Source organism: Agrobacterium sp. DKPNP3, from assembly GCF_052686535.1.
This window is the reverse complement of sequence record NZ_JBQYSN010000037.1, coordinates 20,544-41,788: the sequence shown is the minus strand read 5'-3', so window position 1 is coordinate 41,788 and position 21,245 is coordinate 20,544. Positions and strand designations below refer to the sequence as shown.

Annotated in this window: 22 protein-coding genes; 11 read left to right on the top strand and 11 right to left on the bottom strand. The window is 59.4% G+C overall.

The genetic code is table 11. The annotated features are described in order from the left end of the window. Positions 1-1,547 (top strand): membrane protein insertase YidC (yidC, locus tag ACUTJJ_RS12425; RefSeq protein ID WP_445542366.1); only part of this gene is annotated, 1,547 nt, incomplete at its 5' end. Then, entirely contained in the window at positions 1,544-2,197 is a 654-nt protein-coding gene (gene yihA / locus ACUTJJ_RS12420; protein WP_063949566.1) for a ribosome biogenesis GTP-binding protein YihA/YsxC, read from the top strand. The genes yidC and yihA, both read left to right, overlap by 4 nt. 12 nt (positions 2,198-2,209) lie before the next feature. On the opposite strand, the gene ACUTJJ_RS12415 is transcribed toward yihA, so the two are convergent. Beyond that, on the bottom strand, positions 2,210-2,587 hold the full coding sequence (locus ACUTJJ_RS12415; RefSeq protein WP_063949565.1) for a hypothetical protein: 378 nt from the start codon (positions 2,585-2,587) through the stop codon (positions 2,210-2,212). A 250-nt stretch (positions 2,588-2,837) separates the two neighbouring features. Between ACUTJJ_RS12415 and argB the strand changes: the two genes are divergently transcribed. Next, the gene (gene argB / locus ACUTJJ_RS12410; protein WP_004439672.1) at positions 2,838-3,722 is read left to right on the top strand and encodes an acetylglutamate kinase; all 885 of its coding nucleotides are present in this window, start codon (positions 2,838-2,840) and stop codon (positions 3,720-3,722) included. A 45-nt stretch (positions 3,723-3,767) separates the two neighbouring features. Here the strand turns inward: argB and ACUTJJ_RS12405 are convergent, their stop codons facing one another. After that, positions 3,768-4,685: an EamA family transporter gene (locus ACUTJJ_RS12405; protein WP_445542368.1), complete on the bottom strand. Its 918-nt coding sequence runs from the start codon at positions 4,683-4,685 to the stop codon at positions 3,768-3,770. Positions 4,686-4,792: 107 nt separating this feature from the next. Here ACUTJJ_RS12405 and ACUTJJ_RS12400 point away from each other — a divergent pair, with 107 nt between their 5' ends. Both ACUTJJ_RS12400 and ACUTJJ_RS12395 read left to right on the top strand, forming a co-directional pair. After that, entirely contained in the window at positions 4,793-5,506 is a 714-nt protein-coding gene (locus tag ACUTJJ_RS12400) for a pyrimidine 5'-nucleotidase (RefSeq protein WP_144576036.1), read from the top strand. 100 nt (positions 5,507-5,606) lie between these two features. Continuing rightward, positions 5,607-6,203: an EF-hand domain-containing protein gene (locus ACUTJJ_RS12395; RefSeq protein WP_445542365.1), complete on the top strand. Its 597-nt coding sequence runs from the start codon at positions 5,607-5,609 to the stop codon at positions 6,201-6,203. Positions 6,204-6,244: 41 nt separating this feature from the next. Here ACUTJJ_RS12395 and ACUTJJ_RS12390 read toward each other — a convergent pair whose 3' ends face one another. Together ACUTJJ_RS12390 and ACUTJJ_RS12385 are read right to left on the bottom strand one after the other, a co-directional pair. Continuing rightward, positions 6,245-6,502 carry a BQ00720 family protein gene (locus ACUTJJ_RS12390; RefSeq protein ID WP_003503706.1) on the bottom strand — a complete coding sequence of 86 codons (258 nt, stop codon included), beginning with the start codon at positions 6,500-6,502 and terminating at the stop codon, positions 6,245-6,247. A 56-nt stretch (positions 6,503-6,558) separates the two neighbouring features. Beyond that, complete coding sequence (locus tag ACUTJJ_RS12385) at positions 6,559-6,984, bottom strand: Hsp20 family protein (RefSeq protein ID WP_063949562.1); 426 nt, start codon at positions 6,982-6,984, stop codon at positions 6,559-6,561. Between the two features lie 205 nt (positions 6,985-7,189). Between ACUTJJ_RS12385 and ACUTJJ_RS12380 the strand changes: the two genes are divergently transcribed. After that, positions 7,190-8,134, top strand: coding sequence for a nucleoside hydrolase (locus tag ACUTJJ_RS12380; RefSeq protein WP_445542364.1), 945 nt, complete (start codon positions 7,190-7,192; stop codon positions 8,132-8,134). 63 nt (positions 8,135-8,197) lie between these two features. Here ACUTJJ_RS12380 and ACUTJJ_RS12375 read toward each other — a convergent pair whose 3' ends face one another. Both ACUTJJ_RS12375 and ACUTJJ_RS12370 read right to left on the bottom strand, forming a co-directional pair. Then, on the bottom strand, positions 8,198-10,528 hold the full coding sequence (locus ACUTJJ_RS12375) for a methyl-accepting chemotaxis protein (RefSeq protein ID WP_445542363.1): 2,331 nt from the start codon (positions 10,526-10,528) through the stop codon (positions 8,198-8,200). 167 nt (positions 10,529-10,695) lie between these two features. After that, on the bottom strand, positions 10,696-11,556 hold the full coding sequence (locus ACUTJJ_RS12370) for an LOG family protein (protein ID WP_445542362.1): 861 nt from the start codon (positions 11,554-11,556) through the stop codon (positions 10,696-10,698). Between the two features lie 142 nt (positions 11,557-11,698). On the opposite strand from ACUTJJ_RS12370, the gene dapD reads away from it, so the two are divergent. From dapD to ACUTJJ_RS12355, 3 genes are read left to right on the top strand one after another with little or no spacing between them, the layout of a single operon-like run. Continuing rightward, positions 11,699-12,553 (top strand): 2,3,4,5-tetrahydropyridine-2,6-dicarboxylate N-succinyltransferase, encoded by an 855-nt coding sequence (gene dapD / locus ACUTJJ_RS12365; protein ID WP_063949809.1) that lies wholly within the window; start codon positions 11,699-11,701, stop codon positions 12,551-12,553. A 14-nt stretch (positions 12,554-12,567) separates the two neighbouring features. Beyond that, entirely contained in the window at positions 12,568-13,764 is a 1,197-nt protein-coding gene (gene dapE / locus ACUTJJ_RS12360) for a succinyl-diaminopimelate desuccinylase (RefSeq protein WP_445542361.1), read from the top strand. Further along, the gene (locus tag ACUTJJ_RS12355; protein WP_063949559.1) at positions 13,748-14,344 is read left to right on the top strand and encodes a hypothetical protein; all 597 of its coding nucleotides are present in this window, start codon (positions 13,748-13,750) and stop codon (positions 14,342-14,344) included. The genes dapE and ACUTJJ_RS12355 overlap by 17 nt, the downstream gene beginning before the upstream one ends. 17 nt (positions 14,345-14,361) lie before the next feature. Here ACUTJJ_RS12355 and truA read toward each other — a convergent pair whose 3' ends face one another. From truA to def, 3 genes are read right to left on the bottom strand one after another with little or no spacing between them, the layout of a single operon-like run. Then, positions 14,362-15,162 (bottom strand): tRNA pseudouridine(38-40) synthase TruA, encoded by an 801-nt coding sequence (gene truA, locus ACUTJJ_RS12350; protein WP_445542360.1) that lies wholly within the window; start codon positions 15,160-15,162, stop codon positions 14,362-14,364. Then, the gene (gene fmt, locus ACUTJJ_RS12345; RefSeq protein ID WP_445542359.1) at positions 15,162-16,097 is read right to left on the bottom strand and encodes a methionyl-tRNA formyltransferase; all 936 of its coding nucleotides are present in this window, start codon (positions 16,095-16,097) and stop codon (positions 15,162-15,164) included. The genes truA and fmt overlap by 1 nt, the downstream gene beginning before the upstream one ends. Positions 16,098-16,142: 45 nt before the next feature. Further along, entirely contained in the window at positions 16,143-16,655 is a 513-nt protein-coding gene (gene def / locus ACUTJJ_RS12340; protein WP_063949556.1) for a peptide deformylase, read from the bottom strand. Positions 16,656-16,804: 149 nt separating this feature from the next. On the opposite strand from def, the gene ACUTJJ_RS12335 reads away from it, so the two are divergent. Together ACUTJJ_RS12335 and ACUTJJ_RS12330 are read left to right on the top strand one after the other, a co-directional pair. Further along, positions 16,805-17,998, top strand: coding sequence for a DNA recombination protein RmuC (locus ACUTJJ_RS12335; protein WP_445542358.1), 1,194 nt, complete (start codon positions 16,805-16,807; stop codon positions 17,996-17,998). A 54-nt stretch (positions 17,999-18,052) separates the two neighbouring features. After that, a complete protein-coding gene (locus tag ACUTJJ_RS12330; RefSeq protein WP_445542357.1) occupies positions 18,053-18,952 on the top strand; it encodes a ribokinase in 900 nt (299 codons plus the stop codon). 63 nt (positions 18,953-19,015) lie between these two features. Here the strand turns inward: ACUTJJ_RS12330 and trmB are convergent, their stop codons facing one another. Then, positions 19,016-19,714 (bottom strand): tRNA (guanosine(46)-N7)-methyltransferase TrmB, encoded by a 699-nt coding sequence (gene trmB / locus ACUTJJ_RS12325; protein ID WP_445542356.1) that lies wholly within the window; start codon positions 19,712-19,714, stop codon positions 19,016-19,018. Positions 19,715-19,883: 169 nt separating this feature from the next. Then, positions 19,884-21,146 (bottom strand): methionine adenosyltransferase, encoded by a 1,263-nt coding sequence (gene metK / locus ACUTJJ_RS12320; RefSeq protein ID WP_445542355.1) that lies wholly within the window; start codon positions 21,144-21,146, stop codon positions 19,884-19,886. Positions 21,147-21,245: the final 99 nt, after the last annotated feature.

Below are 21,245 nucleotides of genomic sequence, written 5' to 3'. Positions count from 1 at the left end.
CCCAGCGTGTTGCGATCGACACCAATGCCATCGCCGGCTCCATCAACCTCACCGGCGCCCGTTTCGATGACATCCGGCTCAAGGATTACCATGAGACCGTTGATGACTCGAGCCCGATCATCACGCTGTTCTCGCCGGCGGACAGCAAGGACGGCTACTTTACCGAACTCGGTTACGTTGCGGCGCAGGACGTCGGCGGCGTTCCCGGTCCGAGCACCGTCTGGACGCTCGCCAGCGGCGACAAGCTGACGGAGACCACGCCGGTCACGCTTACCTACACCAATTCCAAGGGCGTCATCTTCACCCGTACGGTTTCGATCGACGAGCATTACATGATCTCGGTCGCCGACAAGGTGGAAAACCCTGGACAGGCTGCGATCTCGCTTGCCAGCTACGGTCGTGTGACACGCAACAACAAACCTGCCGTCCCCCCGGTCTTCGTCATCCATGAAGGTTTCCTTGGCGTGGCCGGCAAGGATGGCAGCCTGACGGAAGAAAAATACAAGGACGTCGAAGAAGCGCCGGTGACGGTTGCGAAGGCCACCGGCGGCTGGCTCGGCATCACCGATAAATACTGGGCCGCAGCCATCGTTCCGCCGCAGACGACCCCGTTCGAGACGCGTTATTCTCACATTACCGGCAATCAGCCGAGCTATCAGGCCGACTTCAAGAGCGATGCGCTCACGGTTGAACCGGGCCAGTCCATCGAGTTGAAAAGCCTGGTCTTTGCCGGCGCCAAGGAAGTTCCGCTGGTTGACGGTTACGAGACGGCCTATGCCATTCCGAAGTTCGACCTTCTGATCGACTGGGGCTGGTTCTATTTCATCACCAAGCCGATGTTCAAACTGATGGATTTCTTCTTCCGTTATTTTGGCAACTTCGGCGTGGCCATCCTGCTCACCACCATCGTCGTCAAGGCGCTGTTCTTCCCGCTTGCCAGCAAGCAATACGCTTCCATGGCCAACATGAAGCGCGTGCAGCCGAAGATGGAAGAGCTGAAGGCCAAGCATGGCGATGACCGCATGGCCATGCAACAGGCGATGATGCAGCTCTACAAGGAAGAGAAGATCAATCCGGTTGCCGGCTGCTGGCCGATGCTGCTGCAGATCCCGGTCTTCTTTGCGCTTTACAAGGTCATCTACGTCACCATCGAAATGCGGCATGCACCGTTCTTCGGCTGGATCCACGACCTTTCCGCGCCGGATCCGACCTCGCTGTTCAACCTGTTCGGCCTTCTGCCCTACGACGTGCCGCACTTCCTGATGATCGGCGTCTGGCCGTTGATCATGGGCATCACGATGTTCCTGCAGATGCGCATGAACCCGACACCGCCCGATCCGACACAGGCCATGATCTTCACCTGGATGCCGCTGATCTTCACCTTCATGCTGGCCTCCTTCCCGGCAGGTCTGGTCATCTACTGGGCATGGAACAACACGCTTTCCATCAGCCAGCAGGCCGTCATCATGAAGCGTCACGGCGCCAAGATCGAACTGTTCGACAATCTCAAGGGGCTGTTCAAGCGAAAGCCGGTGCAATCGAAATGAGTGACACCGGCACAGCAACCGAAAAGCCCCTGTTCGGGCGACCCTGGATTTTCATTCGCGGCGTTCCCGCGATGAAATTCCTGCCGCCCGAGGGGCCGCCGGAGATTGCTTTTGCCGGTCGTTCAAATGTCGGCAAGTCCTCGCTCATCAACGCACTGGTGGGTCACAAGGGCCTTGCCCGCACCTCCAACACGCCGGGACGGACTCAGGAACTCAACTACTTCGTTCCTGACGGTTATTCCGGTGAAGCGGGTGATCTGCCGCCAATGGCGCTGGTCGACATGCCCGGCTATGGTTACGCGCAGGCTCCCAAGGATCAGGTCGATGCCTGGACCAAGCTCGTCTTCGATTATCTGCGCGGGCGGGCGACACTGAAGCGCGTCTATGTGCTGATCGATTCCCGCCACGGCGTGAAAAAAAATGACGAGGAAGTGCTGACCCTCCTCGACAAGGCGGCCGTATCCTACCAGATCGTGCTGACGAAGACGGACAAGATCAAGGAAGCTGGCGTGCCTCGGCTGATCAACGAGACACTGGAGAAAATCCGCAAGCGCCCGGCGGCCTATCCGGAGGTTCTGGCCACATCGTCGGAAAAATCCGTCGGCCTCGACAGCCTGCGGGCGGAAATCGTCAGAACGATTTCCCTTTAGAAACAGTCGCGATCAGGCGATGGTGAAAAGGAGAGCGGCGGTCCACACCATCGCCGTCAATGCCAGCAGTCGCCAGAAGCGAACAGAATTCCAGATTTCCACGAGCATCGCTCCCAACAGCGACCCCGTGCGCAGCGGCTGCCCCCTGAAGGGAAGACCTTCGGCCAGCGGGTTGCGCTGGAGCAGGCTTGCCACCGCGGCCTTCTCACGATGATCGGTTTCCGCAAGATTTTCACGCCACCGCCTGACCATTGCCGCGAACTGACGGTCGCGCTTCAGCCGCTTGGTCAGTTCCGCCATATTTTCCGGCGGGAGGGCACCCAACACAAATTTCCCGGCAAGAACCTCGTCCTGTAAGCCGCTTTGCTTGTCTTTATCGGGTGCCGGCATGTCGCTCACATCTCCTCGCGTTCAGACCCGCACGTTAAGCACGCACCATGGCCTGATTGATCCTCCCCTTCCGTTACAAGGCTGGTCCCATTGGCCGTTTATGTCAATCTCATAACAATGCTTCGGAGACTAAAAAAAGAAATTTGATCGCTGCGACACAATAAGGCCCGGAGGTTATTTCATCCGTTGAAAACTTGCTTTAGAGCGGTGACAGGCTTCAACGGCCGCAACCACAGACCGAGGTTTTTAGATGACGTCTTCCGAAAGCGAAACTCAGGCGCGGCTGCTCGCACAGGCTCTGCCTTTCATGCAGAAATACGAAAACAAGACCATCGTGGTAAAATATGGCGGTCACGCCATGGGTGATTCCACGCTCGGAAAGGCTTTCGCGGAAGACATCGCCCTTTTGAAGCAATCCGGCATCAACCCCATCGTCGTGCATGGCGGCGGTCCGCAGATCGGTGCGATGCTGAGCAAGATGGGCATTGAATCGAAGTTCGAGGGCGGCTTGCGCGTTACCGACGCCAAGACGGTCGAGATCGTTGAAATGGTTCTGGCCGGCTCGATCAACAAGGAAATCGTCGCCCTCATCAACCAGACCGGCGAATGGGCTATCGGCCTGTGCGGTAAGGATGGCAACATGGTCTTCGCCGAAAAGGCAAAAAAGACCGTGATCGACCCCGACAGCAACATTGAGCGCGTGCTCGACCTCGGTTTTGTCGGCGAAGTCGTGGAAGTCGACCGCACCCTGCTCGATCTGCTTGCCAAATCGGAGATGATTCCGGTCATCGCCCCCGTCGCGCCCGGCCGCGATGGCGCAACCTACAACATCAACGCCGATACATTTGCCGGCGCCATTGCCGGTGCGCTTCACGCCTCGCGTCTGTTGTTTCTCACGGATGTTCCCGGCGTTCTCGACAAGAACAAGGAACTCATCAAGGAACTCACCGTTTCGCAGGCACGCGCCCTCATCAAGGACGGCACGATTTCCGGCGGCATGATCCCGAAGGTCGAGACCTGCATCGACGCCATCAAGGCCGGCGTTCAGGGTGTGGTGATCCTGAACGGCAAGACGCCCCACTCCGTTCTTCTGGAAATCTTCACCGAAGGTGCCGGCACGCTCATCGTGCCCTGATGTGCTTCAGGTGGCGGATGGCTGACCTGTCCGCCACACAGGCATTCATCCGAATGCCAGAAGCGAAAGCACCCCGACCACGATCAGCAGGCAGCCAGAGAGTTCGAGCCGGTTGATCTTCTCCTTGAAGAACAGCACGGTAGAGGCGAAGGCGAACAGCATCTCCACCTGCGCCAGGGCCTTCACCACGGCAGCCTGCTGCAGGGTCATCGCCGTGAACCAGCCGAATGAGGCCGTGGCCCCCACGAAACCGACCGCAAGCGACGGTTTCCACACCTTAACGATGCTCCGCAATTCTTCCCGCTCTCGCCAGAGAATCCAGAGAAACATCGACAGCGTTTGCATGACGATGACGACGACGAGGGTGAAACCCGCCTGCATCATCGCATCCGGGGCAGGCAGGCTCGGCGCAAGCGCCAGCGATGCCGATCGGTAGGCGACCGATGACAGGCCGAAGAAGGCACCCGAGGCAAGACCAATACCCGCCGTTCGGCTAAAAATCGAGGTGAGGAAAGATGTTGGCGTTACTTCCGTGCGCGCCACGGAAATCAGCATGACGCCGGCGACCGAAATCGCTATCGCCGCCAATGTAGCGCCCGTGACGCTTTCACCGATGAAGATGAGAGCAAACAGCGCCGCCTGTGCCGGCTCCGTGCGTGAATAAGCCGTTCCCACTGCGAAATTGCGGAAAGAGAACAGGTGCACCAGCAGGAATGTGGCGGCGATCTGCGCCATGGCCCCGACCGTCGCCCAGAGGGCAAACGACATGTTGGGCATCGGCAGCGGGCGGCCAAGCCCGAGATGCAGGAATGCAAGATAGGCGAGAGCGAAAGGCATGCCGAACACGAAGCGCACAAAGGTCGCGCCCGTCGTGCCCATCATGCCCTTCAGGTGCTTTTGCAATGTCGAGCGCAGGTTCTGCAGGAACGCGCTCGCGAATGTAATGCCTATCCAGAGTTCCATGGATTTGGCGGTACCATGCGCGCAAGCGCGCAGCCAAGTGCGATTATCTGCGCAATCGTCGCCTTTTTCGATTTTCTTCGGCATTTGAAACAGGCATAAAGCAGCGCATGGATACAAAGCCGAAAAACCTGCCCGACGCCGCCGATTTCGCCCACGTCAGCGAATGGGTCTTCGATCTCGACAACACGCTCTATCCGCATCACGTCAATCTGTTTTCCCAGATCGACCGCAACATGACGGCCTATGTGGCCGAGCTCCTGAAGCTCGACCCCGAAGAAGCCCGCGTCTTGCAGAAGCGTTATTATCACGACCATGGCACGACGTTGCAGGGCTTGATGATCAATTATGGTATCAGCCCCGACGAGTTTCTGGAACGTGCCCATGCCATCGACTATTCGGCGCTGAAACCACATCCGGAACTGGGTGAAGCCATCAAGGCTCTGCCAGGCCGAAAGTTCATCCTCACCAATGGCAGCGTCAAACATGCGCAGGCCGCCGCCGGTGCGCTCGGCATTCTCGACCATTTCGAGGACATCTTCGATATCGTCGCCGCGGACTACCTGCCGAAGCCGGCAAGTGCGACCTATGAGAAATTCGCAGCGCTTACGAAACTGGATACAAAAAAGGCTGCGATGTTCGAGGATTTGCCGCGCAATCTGGCGGCTCCGAAGGCGCTCGGCATGAAGACCGTGCTGCTCGTACCCTCCAATCTCGAGGGCGTCATCATGGAACGCTGGGAAATTCCTGCCGTGACGGATGAGCATATCGACTACATTACCGACGACCTTACCGGTTTCCTGATGAGGGCGATTGCTCGCTGAACCTTCAACATTACCGAAGCTTCATCCACCTTACGGATGTTTAAGTGGTGGGGCCTGCCGCACGTCATTATCTTTTCTTCAGGGACACCAAAGAAAGGTAATGACGATGACCACACGCAAAATCGCCCTGTCTGCTCTTGGCGCAGCCCTTTTGCTGAGCACTGCCGCAACGGCCAGTTTTGCTGCGCCCGGCAAGGGCCACAAGGATCGCATGCCGATCCGGCCGGAAGCGGCATTCGTGCACCTCTTGAAGGTGGCCGATACCAATAAGGACGGCAAGATCACGAAGGAAGAGTTCGTCGCCCGCCAGGATGCGCTTTTCGCTGAGATCGACAAGGACAAGGACGGCTCGATTACGCCAAAGGAAATGCGCGAATATCGCAAGGCGAAGATGGAAGCTTTCCGCGCCGCCAACCCGCGCCCTGAGCGGGAAGACGCCAAGGCGGATGAGGCCAACGCCCGCGAGGGTAAACGCGCCGAGCGCGATCACGGCGGCCTTTCCGGTCATCAGGGCTGGGGCCGGCACGGCGGCAAGGGTGGCGGCTTGGGAATGATCCGCTGGGCCGATACCGACGAGAACGGTCAGGTCAGCAAAGCGGAATTCACCGCAGCCGGCGAAAAGATGTTCGAGCGGCTCGACCGGAACAAGGATGGCGTCATCTCCATCGATGACATGCCGGACCGCCCCTTCCTCTAATCCAAAAGAGCAGAAAGCCCGCTCAACAGGCGGGCTTTTTCCTAATGCAGACTGACTGTTTTAAGATCGTCTTCCGCCGCCTTGAAAAAGGTGCTCGAGCGATTGTCTGTGAGGAGAATGGGCGTCCCATCCGCCCCGAACAAGGCCCAGAGATCGAGTTGCGGATCAAGATCGGGCGCTTCGGGAAAACAGCGGCTAACGTCTTCTGCACGGATCTTGCGAATATATCCCACTTCTCCTTCGCCAATATGAGCGAGCTGGGACTGCGTGAGACGCGCATGCGCTTCTTTTAAAAGCATATTTCAGCCTCCTTCTTCACGCCGAGCGATTCGTGTCCGATTCCGGCGTTCATGGTCTACTCTGAGACGGAAATATTAATTTTCTTTACCACGTTTGAAATTTCGGGCCGGACCAGATCGATGGAAAGAAGACCGTTGCGCAGCCGCGCTTCCCGCACCTGCATGCCGTCGGCAAGCACGAAGACCCGCTGGAATTGCCGCGCTGCAATGCCCCGATAGAGAAAATCCCGCTTTTCCTGTTCCTGCTGGCGACCCCGGATGACGAGCTGGTTGTCCGCCGTCGTCACATCAAGATCATCCTGCGAAAAGCCGGCCACCGCGATGGTGATCCGCAGGCGCTCGGGGATATCGTCGCTGCCGGGCAGACGCTCTATGTTATAGGGAGGATAACCGTCATTGGCCTTCGCCATGCGCTCCAGCGTTTTTTCCATGGCATCAAAACCCAGCAAAAGCGGGTGCGTGAATGGCGTCATGCGGCTCATATCTCTTCTGTCCTTGCAACCAAGCGACGTTTCGCGGCCCCGCTTCCGGCGGCCCGCCGGTCAATCGCACCGGCTCCAGCAATATGGGAAGCCGCCCCGCCTTGCGCAAGTCACAAGGGGCGGCAGCGGCCCGCGGGCGGAATGAGGCTTGACAAGTAAGCACCCGCCGCTCGAAAAAAGCGCTCATCTCAACGGCGGGCAAGACATGGCAGAACGCAGAAAAATCATCATCGACACCGATCCGGGACAGGACGACGCAGCGGCGATCATGCTGGCCTTCGGCAGCCCTGACGAAATAGACATTCTCGGACTGTGCGCCGTTGCCGGCAATGTTCCCTTGAAGCTGACCAGCCGTAACATTCGCATCATCTGCGAATTGTGCGGCCGCACCGACATTCCCGTTTACGAGGGCGCGGAAAAGCCGCTGGTGCGCAAGCCCATCACCGCCGAACATGTGCACGGCAGCACCGGCCTCAATGGGCCGGTCCTCGACGAACCGACCATGGAGGCACAGAAGCAGCATGCGGTCGATTTCATCATCGAAACCGTGATGCGGGAGCCCGAGGGCACCGTGACGCTCTGCACTCTCGGAGCCTTGACCAACGTGGCGCTGGCGCTCCTCAAGGCGCCGGAGATCGCTGATCGCGTCAAGGAACTGGTGATGATGGGCGGCGGCTTCTTCGAAGGCGGCAACATCACACCCGCGGCGGAATTCAACATCTATGTGGATCCGCAGGCCGCAGATATCGTCTTCCGCTCCGGCATGCCCATCGTCATGATGCCGCTCGATGTCACGCATCAGTTGCTGACGACCAAGGCGCGGGTCAATCGCATTCGCGAAATCGGCACGAAGCCAGCGATCGCCATGGCGGAAATGCTGGAGTTTTTCGAGCGTTTCGACATCGAGAAATATGGTTCGGATGGCGGCCCGCTGCATGATCCGAGCGTCATTGCCTATCTCCTCAAGCCCGAACTGTTTGAAGGCCGCGAGTGCAATGTCGAGATCGAGGTCCTTTCTGAACTCACCATGGGCATGACCGTGGTGGACTGGTGGCGGGTGACTGACCGTCCCGCCAATGCCCGCGTGATGCGCAATGTGGATGCCGACGGCTTCTTCGAGTTGCTGACCGAACGTTTCGCCCGTCTTTGACGGAATCAAAAAGGGCCGCTGGCGATACCAGCGGCCCGTTTCAGTTCGAGCGGCAACTGCCGATCAGAACTCCGTCCAGTCATCCTGCGCTAGTGCATTCGCGCCGCTCGTTCTGGGGCGGGCACGGGGCGCGGCCGGACGGGCAGACGTCTGGGTAGCGGTCGGCGCGCGCATCGCTGCAGCGGCGGCGCGCAATTGCTGGCTGGGCTGACCGCCTGAAACCACAAAACCAGCGACGAGCGACTTCAGCGTTTCGGCCTCGCTGTTCAGCGTCACGCTGGCCGCCGTGGTTTCTTCCACCATCGCAGCGTTCTGCTGTGTGACCTGGTCCATCTGGGTAACGGCAGAGTTGATCTCCTTCAGACCGACAGCCTGCTCGCTGGCGGAGGCGGAGATCTGGCGTATCAGCTGGTTGATCTGCAGGACCTGATCGGCGATCCTCTTCATCGTCTCACCAGCCTTGCCGACCAGTTGAACACCCTCGCCAACCTGCGTGGCCGACGTGTTGATGAGCCCCTTGATCTCCTTGGCGGCAGTTGCAGAACGTTGCGCCAGTTCACGCACTTCCTGCGCCACGACCGCAAAGCCTTTGCCGGCATCCCCGGCGCGTGCTGCCTCCACACCGGCATTCAGCGCGAGAAGGTTTGTCTGGAAGGCGATCTCGTCGATGACGCCGATAATGCGCGAGATTTCCGCGGAAGATTGGGCAATGCCCTGCATGGAGTTCACGGCCTGCTGCACGACCTCCCCAGACTTGCCCGCATCGTCACAGGCATGGCTGACGGCGCCGGCTGCCTCTGCGGCATTCTCCGCGCTGGAATTGACCTGTGCGGTCAGCTCGTTAAGTGCGGCGGCGGTTTCCTCGAGGCTTGCGGCCTGCTGCTCCGTGCGGTGAGAAAGATCGCTGGCGGCGCGGGTGATTTCGCCCGTGCCGTTGCCAATGCTGACGACGGTGGCGTTGACCGTGGAAACCGTTTCCTCGAGGCTAGCGAGCGCCGAGTTGAAATCCTCCCGCAGCTTCGCATATTCGCCGGGGAACTCCTCTTGGATGCGGTAGGTCAGATTGCCCTGCGACAAAGCATTCAGACCGGAGCCGAGAACGCTGACGATGTGCTGCTGCATGCGGCTGTTTTCATTGCGCTCGAATTCAGAGCGCTGGCGTTCCGTCTCGGCGTGACCACGCTGGGCGTCGGCCTCGGCCTCCATCTCACGAATGCCCGCAAGCTTGGCGCGGAAACCTTCAAGCGCAGTCGCAACCGAACCCGTTTCATCCTGACGGTCCTGACCGGAAACAGGCACATCGTAGCGACCGTCGCTCAGCGTCCTGACGTCTGCGACGAGGGACGCAAGCGGGTTACGAACGAAATAGCGGACGGCAAAATAAAGCGCTGCGATGACGGCGGCAAGAATGACGATCGCGCCGATGATCATCAGATACGTCTGCTCCTGAACCGGTGCATTCAAGGCCTGATGGGGAATATCGATAAGAACGACCCAGGTGGCGTTAAGACCCGGAACGGAGAATGGGTAAACGAGACGGTTGTAAGGCGCGTCGGTATCTAGCCCGAGATTTTCGATGAGACCCTGCTTGCCGGAGGCAATCGCGGTCTGGACCGTTGTTGCGCCTTCTCCGTCATAGGCTTTCATATTCTGCTCGGGCGTCGGCGGAACCAGCCACTGGCCGCCCTGAGAAACGAGCGTGACCCGGCCGGTTTCGAAAGGATGCAGGGCCTGCAGCTTCTGGGTAAGCGATGCGAGCGAAATATCGACACCTGCCACGCCGATCATCTTTCCATCAGACATGACGGGATAGGCAAGCGACGTCATCGTGGTCGGGACTTCCGTGCCTTGCGCAAGATAAGGCTGCGTGATCGCGCCCTTACCGGTTTTGGCTGCGAGCGCATACCATTCCGCAGCATAGTCATTATCAAAAGTCGAGTACTGAATATCGCCCTTCTGTGTCTTGGACCAGTAAGGGGCAAACGCGCCTTTCGCATTGGTTCCGAGATCCAGCCTGCCCGCAATCTCCGTCGACTGGCCATCGAAAAGGCCGAGCTGCTCGCAGAACCAGCTACCGAAGGCGAAGGCGTTCTGTTCGACATTCGCCTTGAGGATGTTGACGATGCCGGGTCGATCCATCGATTTTGCCTGATGCGCCCGGCCGATCACACCCGCCATGGAGCGCGCCGCGCTGCCGAGTTCGCCGACATCCGCGGCGATGACATTGGCGATGGCCCGGGCTTCCGTATTGGCCTGATCCATGGTCAGCGCATGGACGCGCTCGCTTGTCTGGAAGATGAGGAAGGAATTGGATGCAACGAGAACCGTGGTAATGGCACAGCCGGTCACGAGGATGAGTTTGGTCGCAAGCGACTTCACTTTGAGATTGAACATTTCGGCCCCAATGGAGATCGTCAACCCGAAAGAGCTGACGTAAACGGATGACAATCTCCGTCATGGAGGCCCGTCCGCAAGGGACAGTGCGCTGCAGCGCGACGAGGCAAAATTAGAATATGATTGCTAATTAAGACCTAATATTACTTCGTCGCGCCCAGCCTTCTTCAGTGCTCGTAGTAGTCAGCGATGATCTTCCAGGCGTCATCCGCCGTTTCGGCAAAATGCAGGAGATCCATATCTTCTGGAGCAATGGTGCCGAAATCCGCCAGGAACTCGAAATTGACGACGGAACGCCAGAATTTTTCACCAAAAAGAATGAGCGGAATGGGCGCCATGCGCTTTGTCTGGATCAGCGTCAAGGCTTCGAAAAGCTCATCAAGCGTGCCGAACCCGCCGGGGAACACCACAACGGCCTTTGCCCGCATGAGGAAATGCATTTTCCGGATGGCGAAATAATGGAAGTTGAAGCTCAGCTCCGGCGTTACATAGGCGTTGGGTGCCTGCTCATGCGGCAAAACGATATTCAGCCCGATGGAGGGGCCACCTGCATCCACGGCGCCGCGATTGCCCGCCTCCATGACGCCGGGACCGCCACCGGTGACCACGACATATTCCAGGTGATCGGATTTCGCCGCATAATCCGTGCAGAGGTGAGCAAATTTCCGCGCCTCATCATAATAGACCGAGGATTGCTCCAGATTGCGCTTCTGCGTTTCGTTGCGCGCCGCCCAGGCCGCACCGCCGGGTTCTGGAATGCGCGCGCCGCCGAACATCACGACCGTGGATTTGATGCCGCGCTCGCTGAGCGCCATTTCGGTCTTCAAAAGCTCAAGCTGGAGTCTGACGGGGCGCAACTCCTCACGGCATAGGAAATCCGTGTCCACGTAAGCGAGGCGATAGGAGGGGGAATCCGACTGCGGTGTTTTCGGCACGACCTCGGCCTGCTGCTTGTCTACAGCGCTGCGCTTCAAAGGATCCCAGACCCCGTCCTTGCGCCGCAACTTGCCATTTTTCAGTCGTGCCATTTCCATGCCTTTCGTCTGAAGCGCCAAATCACCCAAATCACATTGACGCCTTTCCAACACTCCCTTAGATCAAATGGCCAAAGCCTTCCAGCGGCGCGGGCCTTCCGTGACCAGACCACACGCGACATTCAAGGAATTTTCCATGAGCCTTACGGATCTCTCTTCCCTCGAAACCATCATCGAAACCGCCTTCGACAACCGCGATGGCGTGAATGTATCGACGAAGGGCGAGGTTCGCGACGCCGTGGACACATCTCTTCAACTTCTCGACAGCGGTGAGGCGCGCGTGGCCGAGAAGCAGGCTGACGGAAGCTGGAAGGTGAACCAGTGGCTGAAAAAGGCCGTTCTTCTCTCCTTCCGCCTGAACGACATGGAAATCGTGACCGGTGGGCCGGGCGAAGCCACCTGGTGGGACAAGGTGCCGTCGAAGTTCGAAAACTGGGGTGAAAACCAGTTCCGCGCCGCCGGCTTCCGTGCGGTGCCGAACGCCGTCGTCCGCCGCTCGGCTTACGTCGCCAAGAACGTCGTGCTGATGCCCTCCTTCGTCAATCTCGGCGCCTACGTCGATGAAGGCACCATGGTCGATACCTGGGCAACGGTCGGCTCCTGCGCGCAGATCGGCAAGAATGTGCACCTCTCCGGCGGCGTCGGGATCGGCGGCGTTCTGGAGCCGCTGCAGGCGGGCCCGACGATCATCGAGGACAATTGCTTCATCGGCGCCCGTTCGGAAGTCGTTGAAGGCTGCATCGTGCGCGAGGGCGCTGTTCTCGGCATGGGCGTATTCATCGGCAAGTCCACCAAGATCGTTGACCGCGCCACCGGCGAAATCACCTATGGCGAGGTTCCGCCCTATTCCGTCGTCGTCGCCGGCACCATGCCGGGCAAGCCGTTCCCTAATGGCGAGCCGGGTCCCAGCCTCTATTGCGCCGTGATCGTCAAGCGCGTCGATGAGAAGACCCGCTCCAAGACGGGCATCAACGAGCTGCTGCGCGACTGATAAAAGCTGATACCATGACCACGACCGATCCCGTTGCCAATCTCGCCGCCCTTATCCGTTGCCCTTCGGTGACGCCTGCGGAAGGCGGTGCGCTTTCCTTGCTCGACTCCTTGCTTTCGCCGCTTGGCTTTAAGGTGGACAGGATGGTGGCCAGCGAGGCGGGAACGCCCGACGTGGAAAACCTTTATGCCCGGCTCGGCACTGAAGGTCCGCATCTGATGTTTGCGGGCCATACGGATGTCGTGCCTGTGGGCGACGAGGCCGCATGGAGCCATCCGCCCTTCTCGGCGGCAATTGTCAGTGGCGAAATGTACGGCCGCGGCGCGGTAGACATGAAAGGCGGCATCGCCTGTTTCGTGGCCGCCATCGCCCGCCATATCGAAAAGCATGGCAAACCTGGGGGCTCCGTTTCCTTCCTGATCACCGGTGACGAAGAGGGCCCGTCGATCAACGGCACGTCCAAACTTCTGGAATGGGCTGCTGCAAGGGGCGAGACGTGGGATGCCTGCGTTGTGGGCGAACCCACCAACCCCGACCAGTTGGGCGACATGATCAAGATCGGCCGCCGCGGCTCGCTTTCCGGCCGCATCACGGTCCATGGTGTGCAGGGCCATGCTGCCTATCCGCATCTTGCCGACAACCCCATCCGTGGTCTTCTGCAGTTGACGCATGCGCTGATGCATCCGCCCTTTGACCACGGCACGGATGATTTCCAGCCTTCCAATCTCGAAGTGACGACTGTTGACACCGGCAATGCCGCGACCAATGTCATCCCGGCGCGGGCGACGGCGGCCTTTAACATCCGTTTTAACGACACCTGGACCGCAGAGACCCTTCGGGCGGAAATCATCCGCCGCCTCGATGCCGCCGCAGCGGAAGGCGAGCTCCGTCCCGACCGCGCCCCGGTCAAATACGAACTCGTCTGGGCAGATCGTCCGAGCCATGTGTTCCTGACACGGAACAACGCCCTCATCTCATCGCTGTCAGGCGCGGTTGAAACCGTCACCGGCAAAGAGCCGAAGCTTTCGACCACCGGCGGCACTTCGGATGCGCGCTTCATCAAGGATTATTGCCCTGTCGTGGAGTTCGGTCTCGTCGGGCAGACCATGCATATGGTCGATGAGCGCGTGGCCGTTGCCGATCTCGAAACGCTGACGCGCATCTACGAGACCTTTATCGAACGCTGGTTCGCCCATGCCGACGGTAAGTGAAGTCAGGCTTTATCTGACGGGCCTGTGGCTGCTGCTCATCGGCGACCACAATGGCGCGCGATATCTTGACCTCAGCGATCGCGGCATGTGGCGATCCTTTTATTCCGCGCTCTGGTGCCTGCCAGCCATGCTGGTTTCCTGGCTATGGCTGCGGGCAGCGTTTCTCGCGAGCTACCCGCCGGGAACCGGAACTGGCCTCATCTTCTTCTTCCGGCTGGCCATGGTCGAAGCGATCTGCTGGATCGTGCCGCTGCTTCTGACGGGCATGTTGCTATATGTTTTCGGTGCACGCGAGAAATTCGCGCCGCTCGTAACGACCATGAACTGGTTGTCCCTGCCCTTTTCATACGCTTACGCCGTTCTGATCCTGATTGCGTTCTTCCTACCGCCGTTGCAGGGGTTGATCGCGATTTTGTGGCTGGCGCTGCTTCTGTCGCTGGTCTTCGCCTTTTCACGGATCGTCAGATTCTTCATCCGCGACCAGATGCTGCTCGTCTCGGCAATCGTCATGACGTTGCTGGTGCCCGCCATGCTGCTGTCGGAAGCATTGCAGCGTTTTCTAGGCGTCTACCCCGCCTGAGCGGCGACACGCTCGCCTCAGCCCTCATCTTCCACAACGTCAGCGTCGAGACGACGGCGCGGGGGAATGACGTCGGGATAATCGACCTGCATGAAATAAAGACCGTCAGGCGGCGCCACCGGGCCGCAGGCCTTGCGATCCCGCGCCTCAAGTGCAGCACGCACGTCGTCAGGGGTCATGCCGCCTTCGCCCGCCAGCTTCAACGTGCCGGCGAAAGAGCGGATCTGGTTATGCAGGAAGCTTTGCGCGGTGGCACGAATCTCAATGAGATCGCCGTTGCGCGTCACGTCCAGCCGGTCGAGCGTGCGCACGGGGCTGTTCGCCTGACAATGGACTGAGCGAAAGGTCGTGAAATCATGCCGGCCGACCAGCATCTGCGCGGCCTCATGCATGCGCTCGTGGTCCAGGTCCTTCGACACCCACCAAGCCCGCTTGTGCTCCAGCGCCAGTCGGGCCTTGCGGCAAATGATGCGGTAGAGATAGTGCCGACGAAGGGCGGAGAAACGGGCGTCAAAATCCTCGGTCACAGCGGCAGCATCGAGCACGGCCACGGCCTCACCCGCCATGGCGAGGTGCGCATTGAGGGCATTGCGTAGCTTGTAGGGCTCCCAGTCTCGCGAGAGATCGACGTGAACGACCTGGCCAACGGCATGCACGCCGGAATCGGTGCGGCCAGCGCCGCGAATGGAAACGCTCTCGCCGGTCAGCGACCGAACCGCAGCCTCCAGCGCACCCTGAACCGAGGGGCCGTTTTCCTGTCTCTGCCAGCCATAATAGGGCGTGCCGTCATATTCGACGGTCATGCGAAACCGTGGCATCAGCCAAGCCTCGTGGTGGCGGGAACCGGCGTGCCGCGCACGAAATCGGCGGCCGACATCGGCTTGCCGCCCGCCTTCTGCAAACGGGTGAGCCGCACGGCGCCGCTGCCGCAGGCAATGGTGAGAACGTCATCCAATGCGCTGCCTGCCTCGCCCATACCGCTCGCCAGCTCGGACGCCAGTACCTTGACGCGCTCGGGCTTGCCGCCGATCTCCATCTCCAGCCATGCGCCGGGGAACGGCGAGAGGCCACGAATATGATTATGCACATCCTGCGCCGGTCTTGAAAAATCGATGCGGGTCTCGCCTTTGTCGATTTTCGCGGCGTAGAGAACGCCTTCTTCCGCCTGCTCGACGAGGGGCAGCTCATCTGCTTCCAGCTTGCCCATCGCCTGCCGCATCAACCGCGCACCTGCCAGCATCAGGCTGTCATGCAGCGCGCCGGCCGTCATATTTTCGTCGATCGCCACCTTTGCGGTAAGCGCGACGGGGCCGGTATCGAGCCCCTTTTCCATCTTCATGACCATCATGCCGGTTTCGGTGTCGCCAGCCATGATCGCCCGCTGGATGGGGGCAGCTCCGCGCCAGCGCGGAAGCAGCGAAGCGTGACCATTGTAGCAGCCAAGACGCGTGCCGGAGAGAATCGCTTCAGGTAGCAGCAGTCCGTAAGCCACGACAACAGCTACATCGGCGTTGAAATCCCGGAACTGCTGGCGATCCTCTTCGGCTTTGAAATTTACGGGTGTGAACACAGACAAACCCAGCAGTTCCGCAGTCTGGTGTACCGGCGATTTCTGCAGATCAAGGCCGCGACGACCGCCGGGACGCGGCGGCTGGGTGTAGACGGCGGCGATCTCGTGACCGGCTTCCACCAGTGCACGCAACGTCGGAACGGAAAATTCCGGCGTGCCCATGAATATGATGCGAAGAGCCATGATCGCCCCCTGCCCTGTCTTCCGCCCGGTCAGCTGTGTGCCGGATCAGACTTTTGCGCGGGCTGCTTTCGTGAATTTCTTGATGACCATGTCACGCTTCAATCGCGAAATATGGTCGATGAACAGAACACCATTCAGGTGATCGATCTCGTGCTGGAGACAGGTTGCGAGCAGGCCGTCCGCCTCGACCGTCTGCTGCTTGCCGTCACGCCCGACATATTGCACGGTGAGGGACGCAGGGCGCTCCACTTCAGCGTAATAATCGGGAATCGAGAGACAGCCTTCCTCATAGGTGGAGATATCGTCCGAAACCTTGAGGATTTCCGGATTGATGAAGACGATCGGGTTCTTTTCTTCGCCTTCACGCGCAACATCGATCACCAGCATCCGGCGCGGCACGCCGATCTGGATGGCAGCAAGCCCGATCCCCGGTGCATCATACATGGTTTCAAGCATGTCGTCGGCAAGACGCAGCACCTCGGCATCCACCTGTTCGATGGGCTTGGATTGCTGGCGCAGCACGGGATCGGGCAAAATGATAAGCGGTTTGATGGTCATGGCTTCCCATAACGTATCTCTCGCGCAGAGGAAATAAAAAACACGACGATGAAAAGGGCGGGCGGCATCCGCTCTGCCGGACTCATTTCCGCCGCAGGAATGTTCTTGGTTTGATCTTACGAATCATCGGAAATCTGCTAGATTTAGTCATGAGCATAGACTTCTCCGTTCTCCTTGAGCCCGCGCTTCGGGCCGGCTCCGTCGATATCAGCTTCGGCGCGCTGCTTGCTGCGGTGGTTTTCGGCCTCGCGGTGACATGGCTTGTGACCACAAACCGGTCGAATAAGGCGGGAGCCGATGGTGAAATCTCTGATCTCCTGAAAACCCAGTCCGAATTGCATGGACGCATCGCGGCTATGGCGGAAACGCTTGGCACGCGCCAGAGCGAGATGAGCCAGACGCTCAACCAGCGGCTTGATGGCATGTCGCAGCGTCTTGGCGAAACGCTGACGGAGCAGACCCGGTCGACCCATGAGAATCTAAGCCGCCTGCAGGAGCGCCTCGCGGTCATCGATGCCGCGCAGGGCAATATTCAGGATCTGGCCAAGGACGTGGTGGGGCTTCAGGCGATACTTTCCAACAAGCAGACGCGCGGAGCCTTCGGACAGGCACGGATGGAGACGCTGATCGCCGACGCCCTGCCGCCGGGCGCCTTCCAGCTGCAGCCGACGCTTTCGAACGGTTATCGGCCCGACTGCACCATCAAGATGCCGAACAATGCGCCGCCGCTCGTCATCGACGCGAAGTTCCCGCTGGAAGCCTGGAACGCCATCAAGGCGGACGAGACGCCTGAAACCAAACGCGCCGCCGTGCAGCAGTTCCGCCGGGACATGGAGGTGCATATTCGCGATGTCGCCGAGAAATATCTCATTCGCGGCGAGACCCAGGATACCGCTTTCATCTTCGTGCCGTCGGAATCGATCTTCGCCGATATTCACCAGCATTTCGAATATCTGGTGCAGCGCGCCCACCGCGCCCGCGTCGTCATCGTTTCGCCATCGCTTTTGATGCTGTCGGTGCAGGTCATCCAGTCCGTGCTCAAAGATCAGCGCATGCGCGAACAGGCGCATCTCATTCAGGGTGAAGTGGCGTTGCTGATGGATGATGTGCGGCGTCTGGACGATCGGACGCGCAAGTTGCAGGCCCATTTCGGGCTTGCGCAGAAAGACGTCGACATGATGCTCATCTCCTCTGACAAGGTATTGGCGCGCGGACAGAAAATCGAGGGCCTCGATTTCTCATCAACGGAAAAAGACGCGCCGCATGGAGAAATCGACCAGGCCCGGCGCTTTGCGGAAAACCGAGCCGGTGCGGCGAAATTGCGGGTAGTTGACGACGAGTGATCGTCTCGGGCAAAGTCGCCGCCTTGCTTAAATTTCATACGGACCCAGCGCCCCATGATTACTGTTTTCGGCTCCATCAACATGGACCTCGTCGCGACCGCCAAACGCCTGCCCAAGCCCGGTGAAACCGTGACGGGAGAGACATTCTCCACGGCCGCCGGCGGCAAGGGAGCCAATCAGGCTCTGGCTGCGCGGCGCGCGGGCGCCACGGTCAAGATGGCGGGCGCTGCGGGCGATGACACCTTTGCCGCTCCGGCACTGACCTTGCTGCGTGACGCAGGGACCGATCTGTCATTGGTCAAAACCGCGCCTGGCCCCACGGGTACGGCGGTGATCCTGATCGGTGAAGGCGGAGAGAACATGATCTCTGTCATCCCTGCCGCCAATGGCGAGGTTTCCGCATCCGATGCCACAAGAACCATATCCGAAATGGCTGCGGGCGATATTCTGATGCTGCAGTTCGAAATTCCGGCTGCAGCGATCGAAGCGGCGCTGACGGCTGCCAAGGCGAAACGCATCACCACAATCATCAACACCGCGCCGCTGACCGCAGACGCACCGCGCCTTAGCGCTCTTGCCGATATCGTCATTGCCAATGAAACTGAGTTCGAGCTGCTGATCGGCAAGAATGGCCTCTCCAGCGACGGGCGGGAAACCGAACTCAAGGCCCTTCACGAGACGACCGGCCAGACATTGATCGTCACGCTTGGAGCCGACGGCGTGATCGCCATTCGTAATGGCAAGGTCTACAGGTCGTCGGGCCTCAAGATCGAGCCGCTCGACACGGTTGGCGCGGGTGATACCTTCTGTGGTTACCTTGCCGCCAGCCTCGATCAGGGCATCGACTTCGAACGTGCATTGAAGCGGGCTGCAGTCGCAGGCTCGCTCGCCTGCACGCGCGCCGGCGCCCAGCCTTCCATTCCGCTGGCGGCGGAAGTGGACGCGGCGCTCTGAGGGGGCTTACCGCCTGCGCATTTACCGGACGTAAATCCGCGGCGCGCATTTTCTGGAAATGCTTTATCGACGGATGAAGGTGAGATAGGCCGAGCTGCGGCCTTCTCGTTTTGCCTTGTTCTCGTAACGCGTGCCTGGCCAGTTGGCATAGGGCGTGCGCCAGTCATCAGCGCTTGTCGCCGTCCATTGAAAGCCGCCATGCCGGGCGCAATGCTGCAGCGTCCAGTTGACGTAAGTATCGATGTCAGAGGCAAAGCAGAACTTGCCGCCGGGTTTCAACACGCGGTGAAAGCGGGTGAAATTGACGTCTGACACGAAGCGACGCTTCCAGTGCTTCTTCTTCGGCCAGGGATCGGGATAAAGCAGATCGATGTGATCGATCGACCCTTCCGGCAACCAATCCAGCAATTGCGTCGCATCATCGTCGTAGAGCCTGATGTTCATGAGCTCACGCTCACGCACGGTGGCAAGCAGCTTGGCCATGGAGTTCACGAAGGGCTCGACGCCGATAAAACCCGTTTCGGGGTTTTCGACGGCGCGATGGGCGAGATGCTCACCGCCGCCAAAACCGATCTCCAGCCGGATCGATCGGACGTCAGCCGGAAAAAGAGTGACGAGATTTGACGGGGGCACGCTTTCCAGATCGAGTTTCAGCAAAGGCAGCAGGTTCTCAATCGTATCGACCTGCTGATGGCGCAGGGGCTTGCCCTTGCGCCTGCCAAAAAACGCTTCCGTCGCGCGCGAACGCCGTTCTTCCGTCATCTCATACTCTCAAGACCAAATAGACTTAACCCGCACAGCACCCCGTGAGGCACTGTGCGGGTTACAAAGTTGCAGACGGTATCTCTCAATCGCCGCCAAATAACAAGCGCGATATCTAGTTGACGCATTTTCCAGACGTAAAACCGCTACGCACTTTTACTGGAAATGCTTAAGCGCTCAAAGCTTCCTTGAGCGGCTTCACCAGATCGAGCTTCTCCCAGGAGAAGGAGCCATCACGACCGGCCTTGCGGCCGAAATGGCCGTAGGAAGACGTCTTGGCGTATATTGGCTTGTTGAGATCGAGATGGCGGCGAATGCCCGACGGCGAAAGGTCCATGACCTTGCGGATCGCAGCCTCGACCTGATCTTCGCTGACCTTGCCCGTTCCGTGCAGATCGACATAGATCGACAGCGGCTGGGCGATGCCGATGGCGTAAGAAATCTGGATCGTGCAGCGATCAGCAAAGCCGGCAGCAACGACGTTCTTTGCGAGGTAGCGCGCCGCATAGGCTGCGGAACGGTCGACCTTGGTCGTATCCTTGCCGGAGAATGCACCGCCACCATGGGGGGCCGCACCACCATAGGTGTCGACGATGATCTTGCGGCCCGTCAGGCCGGCGTCACCGTCCGGACCACCAATAACGAACTTGCCCGTCGGGTTGATATACCACTGGCAATCGTCGGCGATCTTCAGGTCGCCGAGAGCGTCACGGATATAGGGCTCGACGACGGCACGAACCTTCTTGGAATCCCAGTTGGCATCCAGATGCTGCGTGGAGAGAACGATGGACACCGCTTCGGCAGGCTTGCCGTCGACGTAGCGCACGGTTACCTGGCTCTTGGCATCGGGGCCGAGCTTTGCTGCCTCACCCTCGCCGCTCTTACGGGCCGTGGCGAGCAGTTGCAGGATGCGGTGGGAATAATAGATCGGCGCCGGCATCAAATCCGGTGTTTCCTTGCAGGCGTAGCCGAACATGATGCCCTGGTCGCCCGCACCCTCGTCACCCTGTTTATCGGAAGCGTTGTCCACGCCCTGTGCGATATCGGCAGACTGCGGATGCAGGAGAACGTCGATCTTGGCGGTCTTCCAGTGGAAACCGTCCTGTTCATATCCGATGTCGCGGATCGCTTTGCGGGCGGCGGACTTAAACTTGGAAGGGTTGATGACCGGATGCCCGGAAGCATCCTTGACGATCTTGCCGTCCTTGTCCTTCTTCAGCAGCGTGTCGGGAACGCGAACCTCACCCGCGATAATGACGCGATTGGTCGTGGCAAGCGTTTCACAAGCGATGCGCACGGTCCACGGGTCAACGCCCGTCTTGGCCGCTTCACGATAAACGAGATCCACGATTTCATCGGAAATACGATCACAAACCTTGTCCGGATGACCCTCGGCCACGGACTCGCTGGTGAACAGGTAATTGGCACGCATGCGGGATTCCCCTCAAAGAACGGTCTCCAGATTTGTTAGTCATTTCGGCCACGAAAAACAAGGACACAACCACATAAATATATCTTTATGTGAGAATTC

Coding starts and splice junctions, on each gene's coding strand:
- ACUTJJ_RS12405 (WP_445542368.1), bottom strand. CDS start 4,685: ATGGAACTCTGGATAGGCATTACATTCGCGAGCGCGTTCCTGCAGAAC.
- yihA (WP_063949566.1), top strand. CDS start 1,544: ATGAGTGACACCGGCACAGCAACCGAAAAGCCCCTGTTCGGGCGACCC.
- ACUTJJ_RS12370 (WP_445542362.1), bottom strand. CDS start 11,556: ATGGCACGACTGAAAAATGGCAAGTTGCGGCGCAAGGACGGGGTCTGG.
- ACUTJJ_RS12330 (WP_445542357.1), top strand. CDS start 18,053: ATGATTACTGTTTTCGGCTCCATCAACATGGACCTCGTCGCGACCGCC.
- metK (WP_445542355.1), bottom strand. CDS start 21,146: ATGCGTGCCAATTACCTGTTCACCAGCGAGTCCGTGGCCGAGGGTCAT.
- argB (WP_004439672.1), top strand. CDS start 2,838: ATGACGTCTTCCGAAAGCGAAACTCAGGCGCGGCTGCTCGCACAGGCT.
- ACUTJJ_RS12375 (WP_445542363.1), bottom strand. CDS start 10,528: ATGTTCAATCTCAAAGTGAAGTCGCTTGCGACCAAACTCATCCTCGTG.
- ACUTJJ_RS12415 (WP_063949565.1), bottom strand. CDS start 2,587: ATGCCGGCACCCGATAAAGACAAGCAAAGCGGCTTACAGGACGAGGTT.
- dapD (WP_063949809.1), top strand. CDS start 11,699: ATGAGCCTTACGGATCTCTCTTCCCTCGAAACCATCATCGAAACCGCC.
- fmt (WP_445542359.1), bottom strand. CDS start 16,097: ATGGCTCTTCGCATCATATTCATGGGCACGCCGGAATTTTCCGTTCCG.
- trmB (WP_445542356.1), bottom strand. CDS start 19,714: ATGACGGAAGAACGGCGTTCGCGCGCGACGGAAGCGTTTTTTGGCAGG.
- ACUTJJ_RS12335 (WP_445542358.1), top strand. CDS start 16,805: ATGAGCATAGACTTCTCCGTTCTCCTTGAGCCCGCGCTTCGGGCCGGC.
- ACUTJJ_RS12395 (WP_445542365.1), top strand. CDS start 5,607: ATGACGATGACCACACGCAAAATCGCCCTGTCTGCTCTTGGCGCAGCC.
- dapE (WP_445542361.1), top strand. CDS start 12,568: ATGACCACGACCGATCCCGTTGCCAATCTCGCCGCCCTTATCCGTTGC.
- ACUTJJ_RS12385 (WP_063949562.1), bottom strand. CDS start 6,984: ATGAGCCGCATGACGCCATTCACGCACCCGCTTTTGCTGGGTTTTGAT.
- ACUTJJ_RS12380 (WP_445542364.1), top strand. CDS start 7,190: ATGGCAGAACGCAGAAAAATCATCATCGACACCGATCCGGGACAGGAC.
- ACUTJJ_RS12355 (WP_063949559.1), top strand. CDS start 13,748: ATGCCGACGGTAAGTGAAGTCAGGCTTTATCTGACGGGCCTGTGGCTG.
- ACUTJJ_RS12400 (WP_144576036.1), top strand. CDS start 4,793: ATGGATACAAAGCCGAAAAACCTGCCCGACGCCGCCGATTTCGCCCAC.
- truA (WP_445542360.1), bottom strand. CDS start 15,162: ATGCCACGGTTTCGCATGACCGTCGAATATGACGGCACGCCCTATTAT.
- def (WP_063949556.1), bottom strand. CDS start 16,655: ATGACCATCAAACCGCTTATCATTTTGCCCGATCCCGTGCTGCGCCAG.
- ACUTJJ_RS12390 (WP_003503706.1), bottom strand. CDS start 6,502: ATGCTTTTAAAAGAAGCGCATGCGCGTCTCACGCAGTCCCAGCTCGCT.